General features: G+C 47.5%; 23 protein-coding genes. 9 read left to right on the top strand and 14 right to left on the bottom strand.

Annotated features, from left to right (window positions below; genetic code table 11):
- Window positions 1-24 precede the first annotated feature (24 nt).
- The 3 genes from AKL11_RS07355 to rpoZ form a co-directional block, all read right to left on the bottom strand.
- On the bottom strand, window positions 25-411 hold the full coding sequence (locus tag AKL11_RS07355; RefSeq protein WP_067515926.1) for a RidA family protein: 387 nt from the start codon (window positions 409-411) through the stop codon (window positions 25-27).
- A gap of 109 nt (window positions 412-520) precedes the next feature.
- Window positions 521-2,653, bottom strand: coding sequence for a bifunctional GTP diphosphokinase/guanosine-3',5'-bis pyrophosphate 3'-pyrophosphohydrolase (gene spoT, locus AKL11_RS07350; RefSeq protein ID WP_067515925.1), 2,133 nt, complete (start codon window positions 2,651-2,653; stop codon window positions 521-523).
- Between the two features lie 77 nt (window positions 2,654-2,730).
- Window positions 2,731-2,985: a DNA-directed RNA polymerase subunit omega gene (gene rpoZ, locus AKL11_RS07345; protein WP_067515924.1), complete on the bottom strand. Its 255-nt coding sequence runs from the start codon at window positions 2,983-2,985 to the stop codon at window positions 2,731-2,733.
- Window positions 2,986-3,200: 215 nt separating this feature from the next.
- Here rpoZ and AKL11_RS07340 point away from each other — a divergent pair, with 215 nt between their 5' ends.
- Window positions 3,201-5,000 carry an aminopeptidase P family protein gene (locus AKL11_RS07340; RefSeq protein ID WP_067515923.1) on the top strand — a complete coding sequence of 600 codons (1,800 nt, stop codon included), beginning with the start codon at window positions 3,201-3,203 and terminating at the stop codon, window positions 4,998-5,000.
- A 60-nt stretch (window positions 5,001-5,060) separates the two neighbouring features.
- Here the strand turns inward: AKL11_RS07340 and AKL11_RS07335 are convergent, their stop codons facing one another.
- The 3 genes from AKL11_RS07335 to AKL11_RS07325 all read right to left on the bottom strand — a co-directional run bounded on the left by AKL11_RS07335 (window position 5,061) and on the right by AKL11_RS07325 (window position 8,454).
- Window positions 5,061-6,776: a hypothetical protein gene (locus tag AKL11_RS07335; protein WP_067515922.1), complete on the bottom strand. Its 1,716-nt coding sequence runs from the start codon at window positions 6,774-6,776 to the stop codon at window positions 5,061-5,063.
- Between the two features lie 66 nt (window positions 6,777-6,842).
- On the bottom strand, window positions 6,843-7,457 hold the full coding sequence (gmk, locus tag AKL11_RS07330; RefSeq protein ID WP_067515921.1) for a guanylate kinase: 615 nt from the start codon (window positions 7,455-7,457) through the stop codon (window positions 6,843-6,845).
- A gap of 127 nt (window positions 7,458-7,584) precedes the next feature.
- Window positions 7,585-8,454: a YicC/YloC family endoribonuclease gene (locus AKL11_RS07325; RefSeq protein ID WP_067515920.1), complete on the bottom strand. Its 870-nt coding sequence runs from the start codon at window positions 8,452-8,454 to the stop codon at window positions 7,585-7,587.
- Between the two features lie 144 nt (window positions 8,455-8,598).
- Here AKL11_RS07325 and rph point away from each other — a divergent pair, with 144 nt between their 5' ends.
- On the top strand, window positions 8,599-9,315 hold the full coding sequence (gene rph / locus AKL11_RS07320; RefSeq protein ID WP_067515919.1) for a ribonuclease PH: 717 nt from the start codon (window positions 8,599-8,601) through the stop codon (window positions 9,313-9,315).
- Between the two features lie 104 nt (window positions 9,316-9,419).
- Window positions 9,420-10,043: an ATP/GTP-binding protein gene (locus AKL11_RS07315; RefSeq protein ID WP_067515918.1), complete on the top strand. Its 624-nt coding sequence runs from the start codon at window positions 9,420-9,422 to the stop codon at window positions 10,041-10,043.
- Here AKL11_RS07315 and AKL11_RS07310 read toward each other — a convergent pair.
- Window positions 10,019-10,792 carry an exodeoxyribonuclease III gene (locus AKL11_RS07310; RefSeq protein ID WP_067515917.1) on the bottom strand — a complete coding sequence of 258 codons (774 nt, stop codon included), beginning with the start codon at window positions 10,790-10,792 and terminating at the stop codon, window positions 10,019-10,021. The two genes, AKL11_RS07315 and AKL11_RS07310, sit on opposite strands and share 25 nt — an antisense overlap.
- A 497-nt stretch (window positions 10,793-11,289) precedes the next feature.
- On the opposite strand from AKL11_RS07310, the gene pyrE reads away from it, so the two are divergent.
- Together pyrE and AKL11_RS07300 are read left to right on the top strand one after the other, a co-directional pair.
- Window positions 11,290-11,931 carry an orotate phosphoribosyltransferase gene (gene pyrE, locus AKL11_RS07305; RefSeq protein ID WP_067515916.1) on the top strand — a complete coding sequence of 214 codons (642 nt, stop codon included), beginning with the start codon at window positions 11,290-11,292 and terminating at the stop codon, window positions 11,929-11,931.
- Entirely contained in the window at window positions 11,928-12,866 is a 939-nt protein-coding gene (locus tag AKL11_RS07300) for a hypothetical protein (RefSeq protein WP_067515915.1), read from the top strand. Before pyrE ends, AKL11_RS07300 begins: the two co-directional genes overlap by 4 nt.
- A gap of 202 nt (window positions 12,867-13,068) precedes the next feature.
- Here the strand turns inward: AKL11_RS07300 and slmA are convergent, their stop codons facing one another.
- From slmA to coaBC, 4 genes are all read right to left on the bottom strand, one after another.
- Window positions 13,069-13,659 (bottom strand): nucleoid occlusion factor SlmA, encoded by a 591-nt coding sequence (slmA, locus tag AKL11_RS07295; protein ID WP_095210242.1) that lies wholly within the window; start codon window positions 13,657-13,659, stop codon window positions 13,069-13,071.
- A gap of 9 nt (window positions 13,660-13,668) precedes the next feature.
- Window positions 13,669-14,571 carry an acetylglutamate kinase gene (argB, locus tag AKL11_RS07290; protein ID WP_067515914.1) on the bottom strand — a complete coding sequence of 301 codons (903 nt, stop codon included), beginning with the start codon at window positions 14,569-14,571 and terminating at the stop codon, window positions 13,669-13,671.
- 83 nt (window positions 14,572-14,654) lie between these two features.
- Window positions 14,655-15,110 carry a dUTP diphosphatase gene (gene dut, locus AKL11_RS07285; RefSeq protein WP_067515913.1) on the bottom strand — a complete coding sequence of 152 codons (456 nt, stop codon included), beginning with the start codon at window positions 15,108-15,110 and terminating at the stop codon, window positions 14,655-14,657.
- 4 nt (window positions 15,111-15,114) lie between these two features.
- Complete coding sequence (gene coaBC, locus AKL11_RS07280; RefSeq protein WP_067515912.1) at window positions 15,115-16,362, bottom strand: bifunctional phosphopantothenoylcysteine decarboxylase/phosphopantothenate--cysteine ligase CoaBC; 1,248 nt, start codon at window positions 16,360-16,362, stop codon at window positions 15,115-15,117.
- A 116-nt stretch (window positions 16,363-16,478) separates the two neighbouring features.
- Between coaBC and radC the strand changes: the two genes are divergently transcribed.
- On the top strand, window positions 16,479-17,153 hold the full coding sequence (gene radC / locus AKL11_RS07275) for a RadC family protein (RefSeq protein ID WP_342669726.1): 675 nt from the start codon (window positions 16,479-16,481) through the stop codon (window positions 17,151-17,153).
- A 298-nt stretch (window positions 17,154-17,451) separates the two neighbouring features.
- Here radC and yihA read toward each other — a convergent pair whose 3' ends face one another.
- Entirely contained in the window at window positions 17,452-18,129 is a 678-nt protein-coding gene (yihA, locus tag AKL11_RS07270; RefSeq protein ID WP_067516036.1) for a ribosome biogenesis GTP-binding protein YihA/YsxC, read from the bottom strand.
- Between the two features lie 256 nt (window positions 18,130-18,385).
- Between yihA and AKL11_RS07265 the strand changes: the two genes are divergently transcribed.
- The 3 genes from AKL11_RS07265 to AKL11_RS07255 all read left to right on the top strand — a co-directional run bounded on the left by AKL11_RS07265 (window position 18,386) and on the right by AKL11_RS07255 (window position 20,879).
- Window positions 18,386-18,991, top strand: coding sequence for a c-type cytochrome (locus AKL11_RS07265; RefSeq protein WP_067515910.1), 606 nt, complete (start codon window positions 18,386-18,388; stop codon window positions 18,989-18,991).
- 140 nt (window positions 18,992-19,131) lie between these two features.
- The gene (locus AKL11_RS07260) at window positions 19,132-19,923 is read left to right on the top strand and encodes a thiol:disulfide interchange protein DsbA/DsbL (RefSeq protein WP_095210240.1); all 792 of its coding nucleotides are present in this window, start codon (window positions 19,132-19,134) and stop codon (window positions 19,921-19,923) included.
- Between the two features lie 80 nt (window positions 19,924-20,003).
- Window positions 20,004-20,879, top strand: a complete 876-nt coding sequence (locus AKL11_RS07255; protein WP_366556848.1) for an endonuclease/exonuclease/phosphatase family protein — start codon at window positions 20,004-20,006, stop codon at window positions 20,877-20,879.
- An 816-nt stretch (window positions 20,880-21,695) separates the two neighbouring features.
- Here AKL11_RS07255 and AKL11_RS25055 read toward each other — a convergent pair.
- Together AKL11_RS25055 and AKL11_RS07250 are read right to left on the bottom strand one after the other, a co-directional pair.
- Window positions 21,696-21,866 carry a hypothetical protein gene (locus tag AKL11_RS25055; protein WP_157673453.1) on the bottom strand — a complete coding sequence of 57 codons (171 nt, stop codon included), beginning with the start codon at window positions 21,864-21,866 and terminating at the stop codon, window positions 21,696-21,698.
- Window positions 21,867-22,106: 240 nt separating this feature from the next.
- The coding region (locus AKL11_RS07250) for a transposase (protein WP_216636767.1) at window positions 22,107-22,704 on the bottom strand (598 nt) is incomplete at its 5' end.

The raw sequence follows: 22,704 nt of genomic DNA, 5'->3' as shown, positions 1-22,704 counted from the left end.
GTCGAAAGTGAAGCCTATGTACAATCACTTCAATTCAAGTATCGCTTCAATTTCTACCGGCACACCTTTTGGCAGTTCTTTCACACCGACTGCTGCGCGAGCAGGGTAGGGTTGCTTAAAGAACTCAGCCATTACTTCATTCACTTCGGCAAAGTTCGCCATGTCGGTGAGAAAAATGGTGACTTTAGCGGCATCATCCAGATTACCGCCTGCGGCTTCAGCGATCGCCCGCAAGTTTTCAAAACAAAGGCGTGTTTTATCTTTAAAGCTACCAGCCAGAAGCTCCATGGTATCGGCAACCAAGGGAATCTGACCCGAGATATAAACTGTAGTACCGGCTTTAACCGCCTGAGAATAGGTACCAATCGCCTTAGGGGCTTTATCTGTATTTATTGTCTGCCTGTTACTCATTATTTATCCTTACTGAAATTAAATAACCAAAAGTGCTAACAGGAAACCAACGATACTAGTGGACAGTCATGATTTTTCAAGCCTTCCGGTAAGAGAAGGTAGGCAAGTCTCACGACTCACGACGCCTTCTTACGATGGAGTTCACACCTTTAATAATTCGTATACGCTTAATGATCCGGGCCAGATGTAGACGATCGCGGACGTTCAGTACCAGTTGCACGACACTGCACTGGGAATCCTGCTCAACCATGCTGATTTTATCGATATTACCTTCAACTGCTGTAATGGCGGTGGCCAGAGAAGCAATCATGCCACGGTGATGCTGAAGTTCGACACTCAGTTCCACCGTAAATTCACCGGAAACCTCTTTATCCCACTCAACCTCAAGCACCTTTTCAGGATGATGGCGAATTTCTGCAACATTCGGGCAAGAATCCGTGTGAATCACGATGCCTCGGCCAGAACTGACATGCCCAACCACAGGATCGCCCGGGATTGGATAGCAGCACTTACCGAAGCTGATCACCATACCTTCAGAGCCACGAATGGACAGCGGCGCTTCCCGCTTGGAAATATCCAGCTGGCTCTTGCTCTCAGGCAGACTGCCCGGCTCAACCAGAATTTTGGCAACGATATAGGCCATTCGGTTACCAAGGCCAATATCTTCCAGAAGCTCATCCAAATCGTTTAACTTGGATTTAACGAGCTGATTTTTAATAGATTCCTCGCCGATTTTTTCCAAATTACTGTCAAAGCTCAGGAGTGCTTTATTCAGTAAACGGCGACCAAGGGCAATGGACTCATTTCTGCGCTGGTGTTTCAGAAAGTGTCGAATGTTGGAGCGAGCTTTGCCGGTAATAACAAAGTTCAGCCATGCTGCGTTTGGTCTGGCACCTGGAGCAGTGACCACTTCAACAGTTTGGCCACTTTGCAAAGGCTGACTTAGCGACGCAAGCCGTTTATTTATACGGCACGCGACGCAAGTATTACCAACATCAGTATGCACCGCGTATGCATAATCGACAGCTGTCGCACCTTTCGGCAGCTCAAAAATATGCCCTTTGGGCGTGAAGACATAAACTTCATCCGGAAAGAGATCGATTTTGACGTTCTCGATAAATTCCAGCGAGTCACCAGCGTTCTTTTGCAGTTCAAGAACGCCTTTTAGCCATTGTCGGGTTCTGGCATGGCTGCCGGAGAGCGCTTCTTCACCAGACTTATATAACCAGTGGGCAGCAATACCATTGTTGGCCATATCTTCCATTTCCTGTGTGCGAATCTGGATTTCTATGGGCACACCGTGCATACCAAACAACGTGGTGTGCAGAGATTGATAACCGTTGGCTTTGGGGATAGCGATGTAATCTTTAAAACGACCGGGAATAGGCTTGTAGAAGTTATGGACAATACCCAGCGCACGATAGCAACTATCCACACTGTCGACGATGACACGGAATGCAAACATATCCATGATTTCATCGAAGGATTTGCTCTGGCTGCGCATCTTGCGATAAATGCTGTAAAGATGCTTTTCACGGCCAACCACCCGGCCTTTTAGCCCTTCATCTTCCAGGCGTGCAGCTATGGCCTGCTGAACTTGTCCGACCAGATCCTTACGATTGCCCCGGGCATTTTTTACCGCCTGACGAATGAGCCGTGAGCGCATGGGATACATGGCAAAAAAGCCAAGATCTTCTAATTCAGTTCGTAAGGTGTGCATGCCAAGGCGATTGGCAATGGGGACGTAAATATCGAGGGTTTCTTTGGCTATCCTTCGTCGTTTGTCCGGACGAAGTACACCAAGGGTTCGCATATTGTGCAGACGATCCGCCAGCTTCACCAGAATTACCCGGATATCCCGAGCCATGGCTAACGCCATTTTCTGGAAGTTTTCTGCCTGAGCCAGGGTTTTGTTCTCGAACTGCATGTTGGTCAGCTTGCTGACACCGTCCACCATATCAGCAACCACATCACCAAACTGGCTGGCAAGGTCTTGCTTTTCGATACCGGTATCTTCGATGACATCATGGAGCATCGCCGCCATCAGGCTGTGATGATCCATGTGCATATCCGCAAGAATGGACGCAACTTCGAGGGGATGAATAATGTAGGGGTCGCCACTGCGGCGAGTTTGTCCGTCGTGTGCCTGCTCAGCATAGTAGTAGGCACGACGAACCAGGTTGACCTGCTCGGGATTCAGATAGGACTTCAAGCGGCCGGCAAACTCATCGATGGTCAGCAAAGTCCGCTCCTTATGCGCAGTTCATCCATTGCACCTTCACAACACCTTCTACTACATGTATGCACTAGAAAGCAGAATCAACCTGCTTGCACACCTGCCAGGAACATAGCAGCTTCTTCGTCATCAATAGCGCGTTCATCAACATTCAGGGGGGTTACCAAACCTTCAGCAATTTCACGCAGGGCAACCACAGTAGGCTTGTCATTTTCCCAGGCAACTTTTGGGTCTTTACCGCCGATGGTCAACTGACGGGCACGCTTGGAAGCGACCATGACCAGTTCAAAACGGTTGTCTACGTTATCCAGACAATCTTCTACAGTTACTCGTGCCACGGTGGTTTACTCCATCTTTGCAATCTTTGGGTATAAGGTGCTGGCAATCAATACAGATTTGATGCCGGTTTGCCGGACCGTTTAGTTTACTTTACGACCCATAGCCAGACAAGCTTTAGCGCGGTTAGTGTTTGCTCCATCATTGTTGCGGATTATAGTATTCAAAGTTCATTAAAACGATAAACCCACCGTTTCATTCCAGAGTCCGGAACCACATGGCCAATACAACCAGCCGCTCAGAGCAGCCCAAAAGGCTCAACGATCTCCGCAGCATGATGGCGCAACAGGGCATCGATGCATGGATTGTCCCCTCTTCAGATGCTCATAATAGTGAATACGTCGCCAGTCATTGGGAAGGGCGTGCATGGCTTTCCGGCTTCACGGGGTCAGCGGGTACGGTGGTCGTTACTAAGGACAAAGCTGCCCTTTGGACGGATGGCCGCTATTTCCTTCAAGCAGAAGAAAAACTAATGGGAACGGGTATTGAGCTGATGAAAGATGGTCAGCCTGATGTGCCGACAATGGCAGAATGGCTGACCTGCGAAGTGAAAGAGAAAGGCGTTGTTGGTTTTGATGGTGCCGTGCTGAATCTTAATACAGTGAGAACACTTGAAAATAAGCTCGCAGAAAAATCCATTAGCCTAAAAGGTGATCAAGATCTGCTGGATCAGATCTGGAATAATCGCCCTTCATTGCCAGCAGAGCCGGTTATTAACCACGATCTTTTTTATGCCGGAAAGTCGATTTCAGACAAACTGACCGACGTCCGTGAAGTTATGACCAGCAAAAAGGTATCTGACCTGCTGATCACCACGTTGGATGATATCGCCTGGCTGTTTAACCTTCGTGGTTCTGATATCGAGTGCAACCCTGTGTTTCTGGCCTATGCCATGGTTTCTCAGGATGCCGTAACACTGTTCACTGATCGCAGTCGTATTACTTCAGAAGCTATGCAGTCACTGAGTGACAGCAAGATTTCTCTGGAAGCTTATGACGATATCTTCAAACACCTACCAGCACTACCGGAAACCACGACTCTGCTGATTAATCCGGCTTCAACAAGCTATAAGCTGGCTTCTGTGATCCCGGAAAGCGTTAAAAAAATCGAAGACCGCTTACCCACCACAAATCTGAAAGCCATTAAGAACAGCACTGAAATCGAGAGGATGAAGGATTGCCATCGTCGTGACGGCGTTGCCATGGTGCGCTTTATGCACTGGCTGGAAACCAATATCCCTACCGGCAAGCTGGATGAAGTCAACATTGATGAGCAACTGGTGCAGTTCAGGGCTGAAGCGCCTGAATTCAAAGGTGTCAGCTTTCCAGCGATCGTTGGTTACGCTGGACACGGGGCAATCATCCATTACCGGGCGGATAAAGACAGCGCCTACAACGTTAAAGAGAAAGGCTTGTTGCTGATTGACTCCGGCGGCCAATATCCCGATGGCACCACCGATATTACCCGTACTTTTGCCTGTGGCGAGCTAACTGAAGAAGAGAAGCGCGATTACACCCTGGTGATGAAAAGCCATATCGCCATGGCATCTGCAAAATTCAAAGCCGGTACTATTGGCATGCAACTGGATGCCATTACCCGCCAACCCATGTGGGCAGAGGGCATGGACTACAACCATGGTACTGGTCATGGTGTTGGTTTCTTCCTGAACGTGCATGAAGGCCCCATGAGTGTCAGCCCCAAGTTTATAGACGTTGCCCTAGAGCCCGGAATGGTGATTACCAATGAACCGGGCATTTATCGTGATAACAAACATGGCGTAAGGCTTGAGAACATTATGCTCGTCGCCGAGGATATGGAAAATGACTTTGGCAAGTTCTATAAACTCATTCCTATGACGCTTGCTCTCTTTGATACTCGACCTCTGCTGAAAGACTTGATGACTAATGCAGAAATTAAGTGGCTGAATGGGTACCACGAAATGGTTAGAGAAGAGCTTTCACCTGAGCTCAAAGGCCATGATTTGGAATGGCTAAAAGAGGCTACTAAGGATCTATAAAATAAGGAACCTGCACTATCTCGCTCGCTGGCATAGCAAGAAGCCAACGAGCGAGCGTGATTACAACCTGGTTGATGAACGCCCGGCAAACCCTTTTCTAGCATCAATTCTGTGTTGTTCTATAATGCCCTCAAAAAAGAGGGTCAGTTCCTGAACTACATTTTTCTGCTTAATATCAGCAGATATTTGCTTATTAGCAGCAAGAGCTTTTATTTTCTGCTCCTGTTTAACAACAGCTTCTTTTAATGCTTCTGTTACGGATGTCGATGGCTTAATGGCTTCAGGGCCTTTCTTTTTGCGTATCACTTTACGTGACACACTGTTTCTATCAAAAGGGGACTTTGACCCCTCAGGCAATATCAAACCATTCACTATATCCATTTCAAGCGCTTTTTCAGTGAGGCGTCTAGTCAAATCTTCCACATCAACGCTCATACGCGTAGAGTCAGGAAGTTTCTCTAATAAGGTTTTAACCCATTCTTCAGCCTGTTTATTCATAGGAAGAAAATCATCATCAATATGTAACTTCACCGAAGGTAGATCAATACCACTTGTTTTATCATCAATTTTATAAGCTGGCATTGGTGAATCATTTTTATACGCAGGTATAGACTTTAAATCAGAAGTTCCTTTTTTGCCTTCTCCCAGAAGCCTTGAGACCTCATCATCCAGTATTGATTTAATTCCTTCTCTTTTTTCCTGATAAACTTTTCCTGCTTGAACCCCTTTTTTTAGATTAGCTGTATTTTTAGCTATGGATTCAGATTTACCATTAAGGGTTAGGTTAATTTTTTCCATTATATTTTTAACTAACTCTGTTCCTGCATCAGCATTTTTCTTTTTTAACTGCTTTTTCAACCCAGTCCTGATTTCAGACCTAACCTGATCCAGAATAATTTCATAACAACTTTTAAAAAAGTCTTTTTGTCCATGCATCCCCTCTTTTTCTTGGGATACCAACTGATCAGACGCTCTCTCTAAATCGGCCCGCTCTTGTTCTGCATTGTTTATTTTGCCCTGAAGAGTCGAATCTTCTTCTTTTGCGCTACGTAATCGCATCTTAAGATCATAAACTCTTTCATCTAAACTCTTAATACCATCGGTATATTTATCTACAGAAATAATCTGGGTATTCAAACAGGAAGCAAAAAGAAAATCTTTATCATCTTGAGTCATCATTCCGAGTGACAGAACTGCTGTGACCTGACTATTTACAAAATCGGCAGAAGAAGCGTCCAAGGCTGTCTGCATTTGTTGTAGAAGCTCTGCGGTTAAACCAAGCTTTTCTTCTTTATCATCATAATGATCAACGGCAAGCGAAAAACTCATGACCTTTGCAGAAAGCTTTACAACATCGCCATATAACTGCTCTCTTACTTCTGGCGAAGGGGGAGCCTCCTTAGAGTATGACTGTTTCAGTAGCTCGAAATAATCCTTTATAGCACCTCTCGCCTCTTCTGCAGTCTTCGCCTTCTCCCCTCTTTTAGCTACACTAGAAATCGACTTTGGCACTTTATCTAGATCAAGCTGACTACTCTTCCTGTCAGGCTTCATAAAAGTAACGAATAGACGATCTAAAACCCCTGCCTTTCTTGACTTTAAAGCTTTTTCTTTAGGCTTAGAGGGCTCAGCATTATTTTTTATTACTTGATTTTTGCAGTGTGCGCGCTCGACTTTACGGTGATTATGCTTCGTAGCTTTTGTCTTCTTTGAATACTTATGCTTATTTTCAGCAAGCGGTGAAAGGATGCCACCAAGTGATTTAATACCAGCCATAACGCCACGTCCCTGTAGTGTTTGTTTGATTTAAAGGTAGCTTTCTTATAGTCACCTAACGCTATTTTAGTTTATGAGTCCCTTAATAAGGTCTTCTTTGTAGTGCTGCATCCAATTGCTCGATAGCCGCTGACTTCGAATGATGGTTTGCAGGTCCCGCAAAGCAAGATCAAACTCGTCATTAATTACCAGGTAGTCGAACTCACCATAGTGAGACATTTCACTGACCGCCTGAGACATTCGTCGTTCAATGATGGAAAGATCGTCGGTAGCGCGCCCAATCAACCGTTCACGAAGGGCTTCCAGAGAAGGTGGTAAGATAAAGATGGAAACCGCATCCGGCATCAGTCTACGAACCTGCTGTGCGCCCTGCCAATCAATTTCCAGAATAACGTCTTCACCCTTTTTCAGCTGCTCTCGCACCCAATGCTCTGACGTGCCGTAGTAATTTCCAAATACTTCAGCGTGTTCCAGAAACATGCTCTTATCCATCATCTCCTTAAAACTGTCCAAAGAGATAAAGTGATAATTCACACCATCCTGCTCACCAGGGCGTATCTCACGAGTCGTGTGAGAAACCGATACCCGCACATGGGGCGTGGATTCAACCATGGCCTTAACCAGGCTGGTTTTACCGGCACCGGAAGGGGCTGCAATGATGTAAAGCGTACCAATGTTCATATATGAAGCTCCAGAGCCAGGCTCTGTGAAATCTATAACTTATAGAATAAAGCAGGCTGAGGCGCTGTCCAAAAATAGCGCCCACCTTTCTTCTAAATCGACCACTAAAACTCTGTTTTAATGGTGATTATTCTATGTTTTGTACCTGTTCCCGCATCTGCTCGATATAAACTTTCAGGTTCACTGCACTCTGGGTCAGCCCGGAGTGAATCGATTTGGACGACAGGGTATTGGCCTCTCGGTTTAGCTCTTGCATGAGGAAATCCAATCTGCGACCAACAGCCCCTTGGCCTGAAGTATTCAGTGTACGCCGAACTTCTGAAAAGTGTGCTTCCAGACGATCCAACTCCTCATCAACATCCATTTTCTGCGCCAGTATCACCATTTCCTGTTCCAGGCGCTCAGGATTCAGCTCCTGTTTCGCTTCTGATAACCGGTCTAGAATCTTTTCCCGCTGGTTCTTGAGAATGCTCGGCAACAGCACTCGCAGCTGCTTCACTTCTTCCCCCATGTTATCCAATCGGGTTTCAATGAAGGCTTTCAGTTCGTTTCCCTCACGCTGGCGCATTTGTATCAACTGTTTAATGGCTTCTTTAAAACTGTTGACTGCGGCCGCATTGATTTCCTTCAGTTCCAACTCTTCAACCGCCTGCACACCAGGCCATTGCAGCACCTCCAAAGGGTTCACTGCCGCAACCGAAGCAAACCGGGATTCAACCTCTTGAATCGCCTGAGAGAGCTTTTCCAGTATGGGACGATTCAACTCCAATACCTGAGCCTGATCCATTAGCTGATATTTCAGAGTGCATTCCACCTTGCCACGCTTTAGCTGTTTACGCAGTATTTCCCTAAGTTGGGGCTCTGTTTCACGTCCCTGATCCGGAAGGCGAAAATGCGGTTCGAGATAGCGGTGGTTAACCGATCGAATTTCCCATGCCAGGCTGCCCCAGGCTTCCTGTACCTGGACCCGGGCGAATGCAGTCATGCTGGATATCATGAAATACTCTTTTCTCGGTCGATAAATTAACGGGTAATTATTAAGAAGTTTACGGATAAATTAAACAGTGTTTTCCCGAAAACTGTTAGAACCGTTATAATTCCGCAAAATTCTCATTTCCTGAACATGCCTAAGGTAGACACCATGCGTCCAAGTGGAAGAACGGCCGATCAACTTCGCGATGTAAAAATCACTCGCAATTATACCAAACACGCCGAAGGTTCTGTCCTTGTTGAGTTTGGTGATACTAAAGTGATCTGCACCGCTTCTGTAGAGCGCGGTGTTCCCCGTTTCCTGAAAGGCTCTGGTAAAGGCTGGGTCACAGCAGAATACGGCATGCTGCCACGCTCCACCACTGAGCGCATGGGCAGAGAAGCCTCCCGTGGCAAGCAGGGCGGTAGAACACAGGAAATCCAGCGTTTGATCGGCCGCGCACTCCGTGCTGCTGTGGATATGAAGAAGCTGGGCGAAAACACCATCAATATCGACTGCGATGTTATTCAGGCAGATGGCGGCACCAGAACAGCCTCTATTACCGGTGCCTGTGTTGCCCTGGTAGATGCCATTCGACACATGCAGAAAAAGAACATGGTCAAAGCAGACCCATTGCTCCATATGATTGCTGCCGTGTCCGTTGGTATTTATAAAGGCAGCCCGGTGCTGGATTTGGATTACCCAGAAGATTCCAGTGCTGAAACGGACATGAACGTGGTCATGACCGATGCCGGTGGTTTTATCGAAATTCAGGGAACTGCTGAAGCTGCACCTTTTAGCCAGAACGAGATGCTGGCCATGATGGCTCTGGCTCGCTCTGGTATCGAAGAGATCATCACTCTGCAGAAAAAAGCGCTGGAAGAGTGACACTTTTTCTGACACTTTTCCGGTCAATCGCTGTCTGATCACTTAGTTAATCTATCTTTAAAAAGCCCCTTCGCTCTTGGGGCTTTTTATCAAAGGCAGGCTATGTGATTATTTCGCTGATTGGTGCGTCGAGCACCGGAAAAACAACCTTATCGTCAGCACTGAAGCAAAATCTGGGCAGTGAGTGGTCAGTCTTTGATGACTACTACCGTCAGACCGCACTGAAACTGGGCTATCAGTCACCCCGAGAAGCGATTCTTGAGAGCTCTGACAGCCGTCAGTTTGCTTCTACTGCCATGACAGCATCCGCCCTTGGCGCCATGCTTCAATGGTGTGAAAATCTTGATGGCGGCCATGGCATTATTGATACGGGTCTGCCCTCTATTCTCTCCTTTCACCAGTACTGGCTTAATGTCTGCGACAGCCCGATCAGCCCTTATACATTGCGATTAGCCCAAGCCATTGCCAAAAAAATTGATGCCTACATTTATCTACCAATTGACGTACTGCCTATTGAAAACGACGGGCTACGCAGCACAGATAGCGGCTTTCAAAAGGAAATTGATCAGTGGATTGCTCACTGCCAGAGCGAACTGCAGATTCCAGAAAGCTCAGTGCTCAGGATAGAAGGTGGGGACTTGGGAGAAAGAGTTGAGAAGTGCATGAATTTGATCAGTACACTTCTCCGGAAAGAGCAAGCAGACTACATGCCCAATTCCCAGTCATAATCGATGATGACTGGTCCGTGGGATGAAAACGCCTGACCTTTATAGATGCCGCCATTCAGCACACGGTGGCGCATTCCCGGGGTGATAATCTGATAATCAACGCGCATGCCGTTGTTTTCATCACGGGCAGCGTTATCTTTCCACCAGCTGTATTTGCCCGCTTCACGATCCACTTCGCGATACGCATCAAAGAAGCCCATGTCACCAAGCAAGCCTTCCATCCAGCCACGTTCAGCCTGATTGAAGCCAGAAATTTCCTGTGCGTCGCGCCAGTTAGTCACATCAATTTTACGGTGCGCAATGTTCCAGGTGCCACTCATAATAAACTCACGGCGCTTACGACGCTGTTTGCTTAAGTGATGGGAGTAACCATCAAGGAATCGATATTTGAAATTAAGGCTGTCGTCGTCTGTTGCTTCAGGCACAAACAAGCTGACAATACTGATCTTGTCAAAATCTGCCTGCAGGTAACGGCCGGTCTCATCCATCTCCGGAAAGCCCAGACCACTGATGATCGCTTTGGGCGCCTGACGGGTATAAATAGCAACACCGCCTTTATCCTGGCGATTGTAACCACTGAATGCATAGACAAAATAGCCATCAAGGAAATACTGATCCTCGATCACCTGCTCATCTTCTCTAGTGTCCTGAAGGCAGATCAGATCTGCGTCCTGCTCCACGAGCCAGTCAAATAGACCGTTCTCCCGTGCACTCTTAATGCCTTCACAATTTAAACTGATAACTCTCATCGACTACACCTTGTCTGCACGCAATCTCGCGCTGACATTAATCTTGTTCTCGGCGAATCAGTAGCCGGGAAAACAGATCACTATAAACGACGATCGTCTACAGCACTAAATCTGATCTGAAAAACACAACCAAAGACTTATATAAGCTGAGGCGAACGACGTTTAGCGTCTTATTTTTCAGGAATACGGCTACTTAACCGGAATTAACTCTGCTTAACTGTACGACAAAGTTAGTAAGAGCCCATACCTATTATAAGGCAAGAACAGGAATCTTCTTGTACGGTTAAGCACAGAATTTTTTAGAATTCTATCGCACGAATAATAACGACTTATCGCCACTATGTTTATCCGCATAAATGCGACTCACATCGTGCCAGATCAACGGACTCACGGGCTCAGACTTGGCAATTACCGCAATATTGCACTAAGCAAAGCCGGTTTATTGGTATAAAATGAAGTCCTTTACTCGAAAATAAACATCAGGACAGGATAAACCGATGCAACAGTACCAAAAAGAATTTCTGGATTTCGCCATTGAACAGGAAGTTCTTCGCTTTGGTGAGTTCACCCTGAAGTCTGGCCGTCAGTCTCCATATTTCTTCAATGCCGGCCTGTTTAACTCTGGAGAGGCCATCAGCAAGCTTGGCCGCTTCTATGCTGAGGCCATTGTTAATGCTGGCTTAGCGTTTGATCTTCTGTTTGGCCCTGCTTACAAAGGCATTCCACTGGCAACAGCGACCGCTGTAGCGCTTTATGAGCACCATGGCATCAATACCCCTTGGTGCTTTAACCGCAAAGAAGCCAAAGATCATGGTGAGGGTGGTAATATTGTTGGGGCTCCACTGGCGGGACGTGTTGCTATTGTGGACGATGTAATCACCGCAGGTACCGCTATCCGCGAAGTCATGGACATTATCAACAATACCGACGCGAAACCTGCCGCTGTTATTGTGGCCATGGATCGTCAAGAAAAGGGGCAGGGTGATTTGTCAGCGATTCAAGAAGTTGAACGTGATTTCCAAATTCCGGTTTTGAGTGTTGTATCTCTCACCGACTTGCTGGAGTATAGTGAGAATCATCCAGAAATCCGTCGCCATGCGCCGGACATTAAAGCATACCGAGACCGTTACGGTGTATGAGCACTAAACTTCCTTCGCTTATCTTCTTAGCTTCATTTTCTATGGTCACTGCTTTTCCAGCAGTGGCTCAAAACCTTTACAAATACAGAAATCATGAAGGCGTGACGGTAATCTCTTCCGTCATGCCCAGTGACTTGGTAAATCAAGGGTACACAGTTCTCGACAAAAACGGGCGGATTGCTGAAATAGTCCCCCCAAGCATGACCTCCGCACAGAAGGTCCAGCTGGATCACCTCGAAAAGCAGCGGGAAAAACAAGCTCGCCAAGACGAGATGGATAAAGAGCTACTGGTTTTGTACGGTTCTGCGGATGAGATTCTGGCCGTTATGAACAGAAAACTCGGTGAGCTTGACCTGAAACTGAAAGAGCTTGGCAACCTTCAGGTGATCACCGAAAATAATATTCAGGTTAAACAACGGCAGATAGAAAAAGCCGGAGACAAAGCACCTGACTATTTACAGGAAGAGCTCGATAATCTAAACGCCCAGAGTCTGGATTATGAAAAAAGAGCAAAAGGCCTGAAGGAGGAACAAACCCTCCTTAAAGAGCAGCACACCGCCTCTGCTGCCCGCTTCAAAAAGTTGAATCGCAACATCAGCCTCGAATCCATTCCTGCTGTAAGCCGTGATCAGGTAGAAGGACAGTGGCGAATTCGCGAGGATGTGGCTATTGACTGGAATCTCGACCCAAGCGGTTCTTTTGATTCTTTCTACCAAGAGTTGGGTAGCTATGCCACCGAAAAAAACTTTGGTACCTGGCAGCTGACCAATAATCAAATCATCCTGATGATTGATAAGAAAGAGAATAAGGATTCACTGGGTGGGCAGACTAGCAGGCGGGTCGCTGAGGAACGACGCATTCAGATTATTAATACCACTGAGTCCGAGCTACAGATACTGATGGATGGAAAAGAAGTCAGCTTGAACCGGTCTTAGAAGCTGTTCACAATCTTTCTGCGAGCTGCAAACGATGATAAAACGCCCCTGTTTTTCAGTTTTCTTTGTTGCGTAGCGCCACTATGCGCCTCAAAAAACTGAAAAACAGGAACATTTTCTCCTCGTTTTCGCTATTCGCAAAAGATCATGAACAGCTTCTTAAAAACACGTCAGGGCTTTTGTGTAAAAAGCCCTGCGCTTTTCATCGAAATGATGCTTCAGAAATCATTACCCACTGATCAGCCCAATTCTCGGTCGGCAGTCGTTTAAATTCACTACGTACATACTGAACGATTCGGCCTTCTGCAGCAGCCAGCATCAGGTTGGCTGTTACACTGACTGTCATACGTGTTCGGACGCCTTCTTTCATTTCTGCTTCACGCAACGTCTGCTTAAGCTGCGTTTCCAGGCGATCAAACAACTGAATCACTCGCTGCCGCAAGCGATCGGTTTCTCCCGCCAGAGCATCGCCGGTGAGAATCCGGGTAAGGCCCGCATTTTTCTCACAAAAGCCCAGAAGCAGCCGCAGCATCTTCTCGCACTTGACGGAAACACTCTGTTCTTCCGCAAGAATCAGGGTAATTCTGGAAAACAGGGCTTCTTCGATAAACTCGATCAACCCTTCAAACATTTTCGCCTTGCTGGGAAAATGCCGGTAAAGCGCAGCTTCAGAGACCCCCACCTCTTTCGCCAGTGCCGATGTGGTAATCCGGGTGCCCGGAGCCGTTTCCAGCATGTGCGCCAGGGCTTCGAGAATCTGCTGTTTGCGAGAAATTTTCTGAGACATATCCATTATGAAGTACTAAACACTATCTCCGGTTATCAAGGTGCCCACGCCACGGTCCGTCAATAGTTCCAGGAGAACGGCATGGGGCACCCGACCGTCTATGATATGAGCAGTTTTTACACCACCCTTAACGGCATTAAGTGCGCATTGTATCTTGGGAAGCATACCGCCATAAATAGTGCCGTCACTAATTAATGCTTCTACTTGCTGTGAACTTAACCCAGTTAACAGTTCGCCATCCTTATCCAGCAGGCCCGCTGTGTTGGTTAACAACAGTAGCTTTTCGGCCATCAGCTCCTCTGCCAGACGGCCTGCCACTAAATCAGCATTGATATTGTATGATGCGCCTTTGTCGTCGACGCCGATAGGGGCAACAACGGGAATAAAATCCGAATTCTGCAGCATATCGATAATATCGGTGTCGATGGATGCCACTTCGCCCACATGACCGATATCAATAATCTCCCGCGCGGTCATTTCTGGTGTTTTTTCTGTGACCACTAATCGCTTCGCGCGAATAAAACGACCATCTTTACCTGTAATACCTATTGCACGACCACCGTTGTTATTGATCAAAGTAACGATTTCTTTATTAACCAAGCCACCCAGCACCATTTGCACGACATCCATCGTATTGGTGTCGGTCACCCTCATGCCCTGAACAAACCGGCTTTCGATATTCAGTCGCTTCAGCATCTCACCAATCTGCGGGCCGCCACCGTGGACAACCACTGGGTTGATACCAACCGCCTTCAATAGCACAACGCCCTGGGCAAAACTGTTTTTCAGTTCATCACTTTCCATGGCGTTGCCGCCGTATTTCACGACAACGGTTTTTCCAGCATAACGCTGCAGATATGGCAACGCTTCTGTCAAAACCGTAGCGATTTCCTGAGACGACAATGAAGGTGTATCCATGACTCCTCCTAAGGGAGTTTCTTACTATTTTTCTGTCTGGCTGATCTAACAGGCTGAATGAACAGCCTGCTTCAACAATATGCTCAGTGCGTGCCAGAGTGCCCAAACCCACCAGCACCACGATCACTCTCTTCAAAACTCTCAACAATTTCCAGCGTTGCCTGAACCACAGGCACCAGAATCAGTTGGGCAATCCGTTCACCAGGCTGGATGGTGAATGTGGTATTGCCTCGATTCCAGCAGGAAACCATTAATTGCCCCTGATAATCGGAGTCAATCAAACCCACCAGATTACCGAGCACAATACCATGTTTATGGCCAAGGCCGGAGCGAGGCAGAATCATGGCCGCTAGAGCAGGGTCTTCAATATGAATCGCCATGCCCGTTGGTAACAGTTGGGTTTGACCCGGCTCAAGGGTTAATGGCTCATCCACGCAAGCGCGGAGATCAATCCCTGCGGAACCTTCCGTCGCGTGTGCCGGCAACGGAAATTCAGTGCCCAGGCGCGGATCAAGAATGCGGGTTTTTACTGTTCTCATGGAGTCAGCTCCCTATGGATTCATTGGTTTCATTCTGCGCTCTCCATTTCCGGAAGCGCCGGGCGACGATTTGCAGCAATTTTCGGGAAACCACTTTCTTGGACGCCCTTGGTAGCGGTTCTTCCAGCTCTTCACCGATCACGGTCACTTCATTGCTTTGGCTGCCAAAGCCGATTTCGCTGTCGCTTACATCGTTGGCCACGACCAGATTCAACTTCTTGCGCCGCATTTTGTCTGCGGCATAACCCAGCACATTGTGCGTTTCAGCGGCAAAGCCAACCACAAAAGGCGGTTTCTCTGTACCGGTCACAGAAGCAATAATATCAGGGTTACGCACCAAGCGGAGCTCCAGCATTTCTCCGCTGTTCTCTGCGTCTTTTTTGATTTTCTCTTTAGCAACCTCGGCCGGACGATAATCGCTCACCGCCGCGCAGCCGATGAAAATATCCACCTCGTTCAGATGGTCGTGAACCACCTGATGCATATCCCGGGCACTGACGACATCAATGCGTTTAACCCGTTCTGGCGTATCAAGATGCACCGGACCGCTGACCAGTGTCACCGTCGCACCCGCTTCAATAGCCGCTTCGGCAATGGCAAAGCCCATTTTTCCAGAGCTGTGATTGGAGATGTAGCGAACTGGGTCAATATCTTCCCGAGTGCCGCCAGCCGTAACCATCACTCGCAGACCGGAAAGAATATCGTGGGTGAATAGCTCAGAGGTTTTCTCAACAATGATTTCAGGGTCGAGCATTCGACCAGGGCCAACATCACCGCACGCCTGAAAACCATCATCCGGGCCAAACAGCTTGACGCCCCGCTCCAGCAGTTCGTCGCGATTCTCCTGCGTCACGCTGTCCCGCCACATGCCTTGATTCATGGCCGGCGCCAAACAAATCGGTGCGCTGGTTGCCAAGCATAATGTGGTTAGCAAATCATCCGCATGGCCTCCGGCCAGACGAGCCATAAAATCAGCCGTGGCCGGCGCCACCAGAATAACATCCGCCCAACGCGCCAGTTCTATGTGCCCCATGCCGGCTTCGGCTTTAGTGTCCAGCAGATCGAGATGTACCGGATTGTGAGAGAGCGCTTGCATGGTTAATGGAGTAATAAACTCACAGGCGGCCTTGGTCATCACCACCCGAACATCCGCACCCAGCTTACCCAGATGCCTGACCAGTTCAGCACTTTTGTAAGCGGCAATGCCCCCGGTAACACCCAGAACAATGCGTTTGTTGCTTAGCTGCTGCATAAGTTGCCAATTTCCTTGGGGAATTAAGTGAGCATTTCTTTGTCTGAATGGTTATTAGTTTTTGGCTCACGTTTGAATCGTTAAACCACCATCATAACAGTGAACGCCAAACGGATATAACTCCTAATAGCTGGAGAAATGCTTTGCTACCCCGAGAGAAAATGATGAGCCTTGGCGCTTCTGCACTCACAGAGACAGAGCTGCTGGCCATACTTCTGCGAACAGGCTGTCAGGGTTTGAACGTTTTAGACCTATCTGAACAGTTGCTTAGCCAATTCAAAGGGCTGAATGGGTTGCTGACCACAGAGCACCAAGAGCTGGTTGCTATTAAAGGGCTTGGGCCTGCCAAAGCCACTCAACTCAGCGCCATACTGGAAATGTGCCGTCGAGTGCTTAACCAGAAACTGAAAAAGTCTGACGTTATTACCAGCCCGAATTCAACTCGAGAGTATTTACAACTCCATTTTCAAGGATTGGAGCGTGAGGTGATGGCGTGCCTGTTTCTGGATACCCGGCATCGAATCATTGCGCTGGAAACCCTGTTTCAAGGGACCTTGAACTCAGCAACCGTGCATCCACGGGAAGTAGTGAAGAAAGCACTATCACTTAACGCTTCATCTCTGATTTTGTGCCACAACCATCCTTCCGGTGACCCTGAACCAAGCCAGGCTGATATCCGAATTACACAAACGTTAAAAGAGGCACTGCAGCTTGTGGATATTGACGTTCTGGATCACATGATCGTGGGGCAGGGCGAAATTCTCTCAATGGCAGAGCATGGATTAGTCTGACTTCTGTAGGGTCTGTTGACGTTTCGTTGCGAGACTCAGTGACTCAGAAAAACGCCAAGCGCGAGAAAGGTTTGCGCCGTGCGTAGTCATTCTACGCCAAGCAAGCCTGACAAAGCGGGTGGCGTTTTTCTGAGTCACCCAAAGGGCGGATCAGGGCGCCCCTATCCCGTCGTTCCAGCATCTTGAAAGGCAATAAGCATTCCTGCGATGCTGCGCCTAGTTATAGGAGCGCCCTGATCCGCTGAACACGCAACGAAACGTCAACAGACCCTAATAAACAGAAGTCAGACGTTGAAGATCACTCTTCTGCATCAACAAAAGGCTCTTCGCCTTCCATATCACCAAACACATCTTCTTCTGGCGCTAAAAACCATTCATCCAGTTTCATGGATAACTGATCCACACCAGTTTTCTTCAAAGAAGAGAAGAGCTGAATGCTTACCTGTGGAAAACGTGACAGATCGTTGCGCAGCTTGTTCAGCTCCTGCTTCGCTGCACCGGATTTCAGTTTGTCGGACTTAGTGAGCAAAATGTGCAGCGGCAGGTTGGCGCTGACACTCCAGTTCAGCATCATCTGGTCAAACTCTTTCATTGGGTGACGAATGTCCATCAACAGAACCAAACCCACCAGCGCTTCACGGCGCTCCAGGTAATCGGTCATGTGATGCTGCCACTCTTTCTTCATAGCCTCTGGCACCTTGGCGAAGCCGTAGCCGGGTAAGTCCACCAGAAAGACACCTTCCTGAACTTCAAAGAAATTGAGAAGTTGCGTTCGACCCGGCGTTTTACTGGTTCGAGCCAGTTTGTTGGAGCCCGTCAGTGCGTTCAGTGCGCTGGATTTACCGGCATTGGAGCGGCCCGCAAAGGCCACTTCCCGGCCTTCGTTTTCCGGGCATTGACTAAGCTTGGCCGCACTCTTAAAAAAGGTGGCCTTGCGATAGTTTATTGATTCTATAGGAGGATTCGTGTCGCTCATGGGTTTCATAGGTTCCGGAAAGTAGCCAAAAATAAGGCTGCAATTGGTTCTGGCTGTACCGGTTGCCGGTTGAGTAGTTTATACTATCGTCGTTCAAGGCACATGCTGTCATGTCACCTGACGCAGAAACAGCCAATTGCAGTCGAGGGTTCTGCGAAGATTCGTTTCATTGTTAAGCTTGCTTTAATAAAAAGCCGCGTCAGGTCTGATGAATAATAACAGCCATTTCAGGCAAATGCCGTAACTGGGTCGGGTAATGAAAAAAATTATTCTCTCTCTGGTCGTTTCTTTGGGGGTAACAGGCATCGCCTTTGCCAAAGGAGATGCAGCTGCAGGTAAAGCAAAATCAGTCACTTGTTCCGCTTGCCATGGTGCTGCGGGCGTTAGTCCTGCGCCAAACTGGCCAAATCTGGCAGGCCAGGGAGAACGCTACCTGGTCAAACAAATTACTGAAATTAAAGAAGGCGATCGCTCCGTTCCGGAGATGGTGCCGTTTGTTGGCGGGCTGACAGAACAAGATATCGAAGATCTCGCCGCATTTTATGCCAGCCAACCAGCGCCTAAGGGTGTTTCTGATCCAAAGTACACTTCTTTGGGTGAAGCGCTGTACCGTGGTGGTGATGCGAAAAAAGGCATTCCAGCCTGTTCCGCTTGTCACTCGCCAACAGGGCAAGGCAACTATCTGGCCGGTTACCCAATGCTGGCTGGGCAGAAACCCGATTACACCGCCAAGCAGTTGCGTGATCTTCGCGAAGGCGATCGCACCAACGATGGCGAGACTAAAATCATGAGAACCATCGCTGAGAAGATGAGCAACAAAGAAATCGAAGCGGTTTCCAATTACATTAGCGGCCTTCGTTAATGTCTGCTCATTTTGCAGAAGTGGTAACTCAGCCACTTCTGCAAACCTCCCTTTTCTGTAAATAACGCCTCAATCTATTCCCTTTCAAAGTCCGCTTTTGTATTGTTTCTGCAAAATTACAAATAAAGCAGGACTACAGGATGACCAAGAAAACGAAGGGAGTTGCGGCAATCGTCGCCTTTCTGGTAGTTTCAATCGCTGCCGCCACATTCTTATTAAACGACAATAACAGCAAACCCACCGTTGCTGTGACTCAACCTAATGAGGCGCAAGATCAACAGACTTCACATGACCATGCTGAAGAAAAGCAGGCAAGTACTTCACAAGCGACAACTCAACCCTATTCACCTCTCTTATTCTCTGCCGGAAAAGATTATCGAGAACTGCCCGTGCCTGTGCAAACGGATGCAACGGCAGAGCAGGTCGAAGTGGTTTCCGTCTTCTGGTATGGCTGTCCACACTGCTATGCCCTTGAGCCTCAGCTGGATCGATGGAAACCAACTCTGCCTGGTGACGTAAAGTTCATCCGCACTCCGGGGTTCTTTTCCCCCAACCTTTGGCAAACCCATGCACGTCTTTACTATACTGTTCGCAGTATGGGGATTGAAGACAAAGTGCACGCCGGTATTTTCAGTGAGATCCAGAACAGCCGTAACCTGTTAGGTGATGATGATGCCATGGCCGAGTTCCTGAACCGGGAATACGGTATCGAAGAGAGTGCATTTACCGAAGCGTACAAATCCTTCGGTGTTAACAATCAGCTGCAACAGGCATTTTCTAAGCTGAAAGGCTACAACCTCAGTGGTGTCCCAGCGATTATCATTGATGGGCGTTACGTGGTTGAACCCGGTTTGGCCGGTTCTCTAAGCAACATGCCGGTGATTGCCGATTTTCTGATTCGGAAAGTCAAACAGGATCGCAAGAGTTCCTGATACGGCAAGTCCTGCACCCAACTACTCAGGAAAAAGCCGGAACGCCCATAAACGTTCCGGTTTCTTTAAGATGGGAGTGAATGATGCCGATTCGGACGCTGACAGGCGCGATGCGAAGGCGCTTAAATCGCAAGCGTTATCAGTTTCGCACTGAAAGCGCCCAATATAACCACAGTCAAACCGTTCAACCGCTCACCAAGAACACCTTAAACCTTCTCAGCTTTAATATTCAGGTCGGTATTAACACGGAACACTTCCGCCATTATCTGACCCGCAGTTGGCAACACATTCTTCCCCATCCAAACAGGATTGCTACGCTGGATCGTATTGCCGGGATCTTGCCCGAATATGATCTGGTTTCCCTGCAGGAAGTCGATGGAGGAAGCCTTCGAAGTGGCTTTGTGAATCAAACAGAGTACCTTGCCCTTAAAGGACTGTTTCCTTTCTGGTATCACCAATTGAACCGCAACCTTGGCAAGTTTGCTCAACACAGCAACGGACTGTTAAGCCGTTATCAACCTTTGTCACTGGAAGATCACAAACTACCCGGATTGATTCCCGGTAGAGGAGCCATTGTCACCCGCTTTGGTAATCCCGATAGCCCACTGACGGTTGTCATGATGCACTTGGCTCTAAGCCGCCGGGCAAGAAACATTCAGCTGTCGTATATTCAGGAAGTGGTGCAAAACAATGAGCATATTGTGCTGATGGGGGATATGAATACTCACGCAGATCAATTACTCCATGACTCACCACTGCAAAACTCCAGGCTTCAAGCCGCTCACTGGGGGCAAAACACATTCCCCAGCTGGCAACCAAAACGATCGCTGGACCACATTTTGATAAGCCCATCACTTCGTGTGAATCGTTTCGGCGTGGTTAATCTACCGATTTCAGACCATTTGCCGGTGTCGGTAGAAATTCAGTTGCCTGAGAGTATTCTGCTCTCATCCTAAGATGCGATCTGTCAGCTCCTGACAATCTATCTGGATACTCTATCTGACTGCTCTGGGATTCCATACAGCATATCCCTTCGGATCTTCGCCATTCCTCACTTTTGTCACGCGCACATCTTTCTGGGTTCAAGGCATTTGCTGCATCATGACACTCTATCCTTAGAGCACAATATTTGAATGCCAAAGATCGGCTTTCGTCTAATGATCGCTGCAAATCCTGATACCTTGTGCCGTTATCAGATGTAACCATGCTTTCTCCACCGCACTCATCCTGATAAGCCTTCAACAGACTTTCGCGTTCTTTACATAGTGATATAACATCCTGATAATCATTTGCCCTTGATTGCTCTATAGCCGCTTTAGATTCAAAACATTTGGCCAAAATACTGAAAACCGTCGAAGGTTTCTCTAAGCCTATTTCTAGACATCTCTTGAGTTGTGCTTCTGCCTGAGACAGAAGCACTTCGGCTTCACTTCGGTATATTGCATCGTTTTCAATATTACTAATAGCATCACCGGTTAAGGAACCTTGGCGAAATTCTGCTGTTTTAGCGATAGATAAACGGAGATCTGCCTCACAAACCAACATAAGCGCATAGGTTTTAAGATGTTTTGTATTATTTTTAAGTAGTTGATCAAATGTAATCGAATAATCCTGACCGATTGAATATTAATTCAGCTGATGACATGTGCTGCAATAGTTATAGAGAGGTTATGGCTAATTGTGTTTGCCTAGATGTACTGTTAACTCAAGCAGTCACAATGTCAGTGATACTTACTGGTCGGTCAGTGATTTATTCGAAAGCAAATGGTTAACTACTTATCAATATCATTGCCACACATATTCCTCACTGCTGTGAGGCCCGTTAGCATTTTACCCAAATTATCTTCAGGGCGATTATGATGAGCTTCCACAAGCGCCTTAATCGCACCTTGATAAAGGTTACCCAAGCTTCTTGGCAAACGAGCATCTTCTCTTGGTTCCATATTCATCAAACCATTAAGCCCGGATATTTCATAAATGCTGCTAAGCCAGAAGAAGTGATGTTTTTTTGAACAAACAAATCCTTGCAGAGCATAGCAACAAACTCTTCTGCCTTTCGGTCATGCTTAACTGCACCTTTTTACCGCTATAAAATAATCGATTTTCCGAGTATTTGGCATGACGAACCCTCAGCTTGTTTTGCTGATTCAATTTCGTGCCTTTTATTCAAAGTGTTGTGTCTGTTACCCCGGTTTGGGGAACGGCAGGGCAGTAAACGTTTCTGTAATTCGCTGCAGTACCTCTTTCATTGGGTTACTGCTGGGCAGGTGTAACTTCACACGATCTTTGTACTCCACCACCTTAACAGCAATTTTGAACAATTTGGCAATCACTGTTGAAGGCTGTGCCTTCTCTAACTCAGTACCCTTCAAYGCAATGGCTCTCATTTCATAATGCAAAACATAGGCAGCGCATGCGTAATACATGCGTAACGCATTCGCCCGAAAACTCATATCCGATGTTCGATCRCACKACAGGTCATTTTTCAGATGTTTGATGTAGTTTTCATCCTGCCCCCTCGGACAATAGAACTGTTCATAAATGCATTGTGCTGAAGCGTTTGTTATGGATGTCACCACAAAACGAGGATTGTCACCCATCTGATTGACTTCAGCTTTATAGATGACACGTGTATTCAGTCCTTTCCAACTCTTTGCCTGATAGTTTGCCTCACCATATATACGAACACGGTAAGGTATTGCCAAATCATTCGATCGTGCGTTAGCCGTGCGTTCCTGCAGGCAGCGACGAGCTTCAGCCATGCTCTCATCCGATTGAGGC

This window comes from Endozoicomonas ascidiicola, from assembly GCF_001646945.1.
In the GTDB taxonomy this organism is placed as follows: domain Bacteria; phylum Pseudomonadota; class Gammaproteobacteria; order Pseudomonadales; family Endozoicomonadaceae; genus Endozoicomonas; species Endozoicomonas ascidiicola.
Note: the sequence above shows the minus strand (reverse complement) of the source record. Positions and strands in the feature narration are given on the sequence as shown.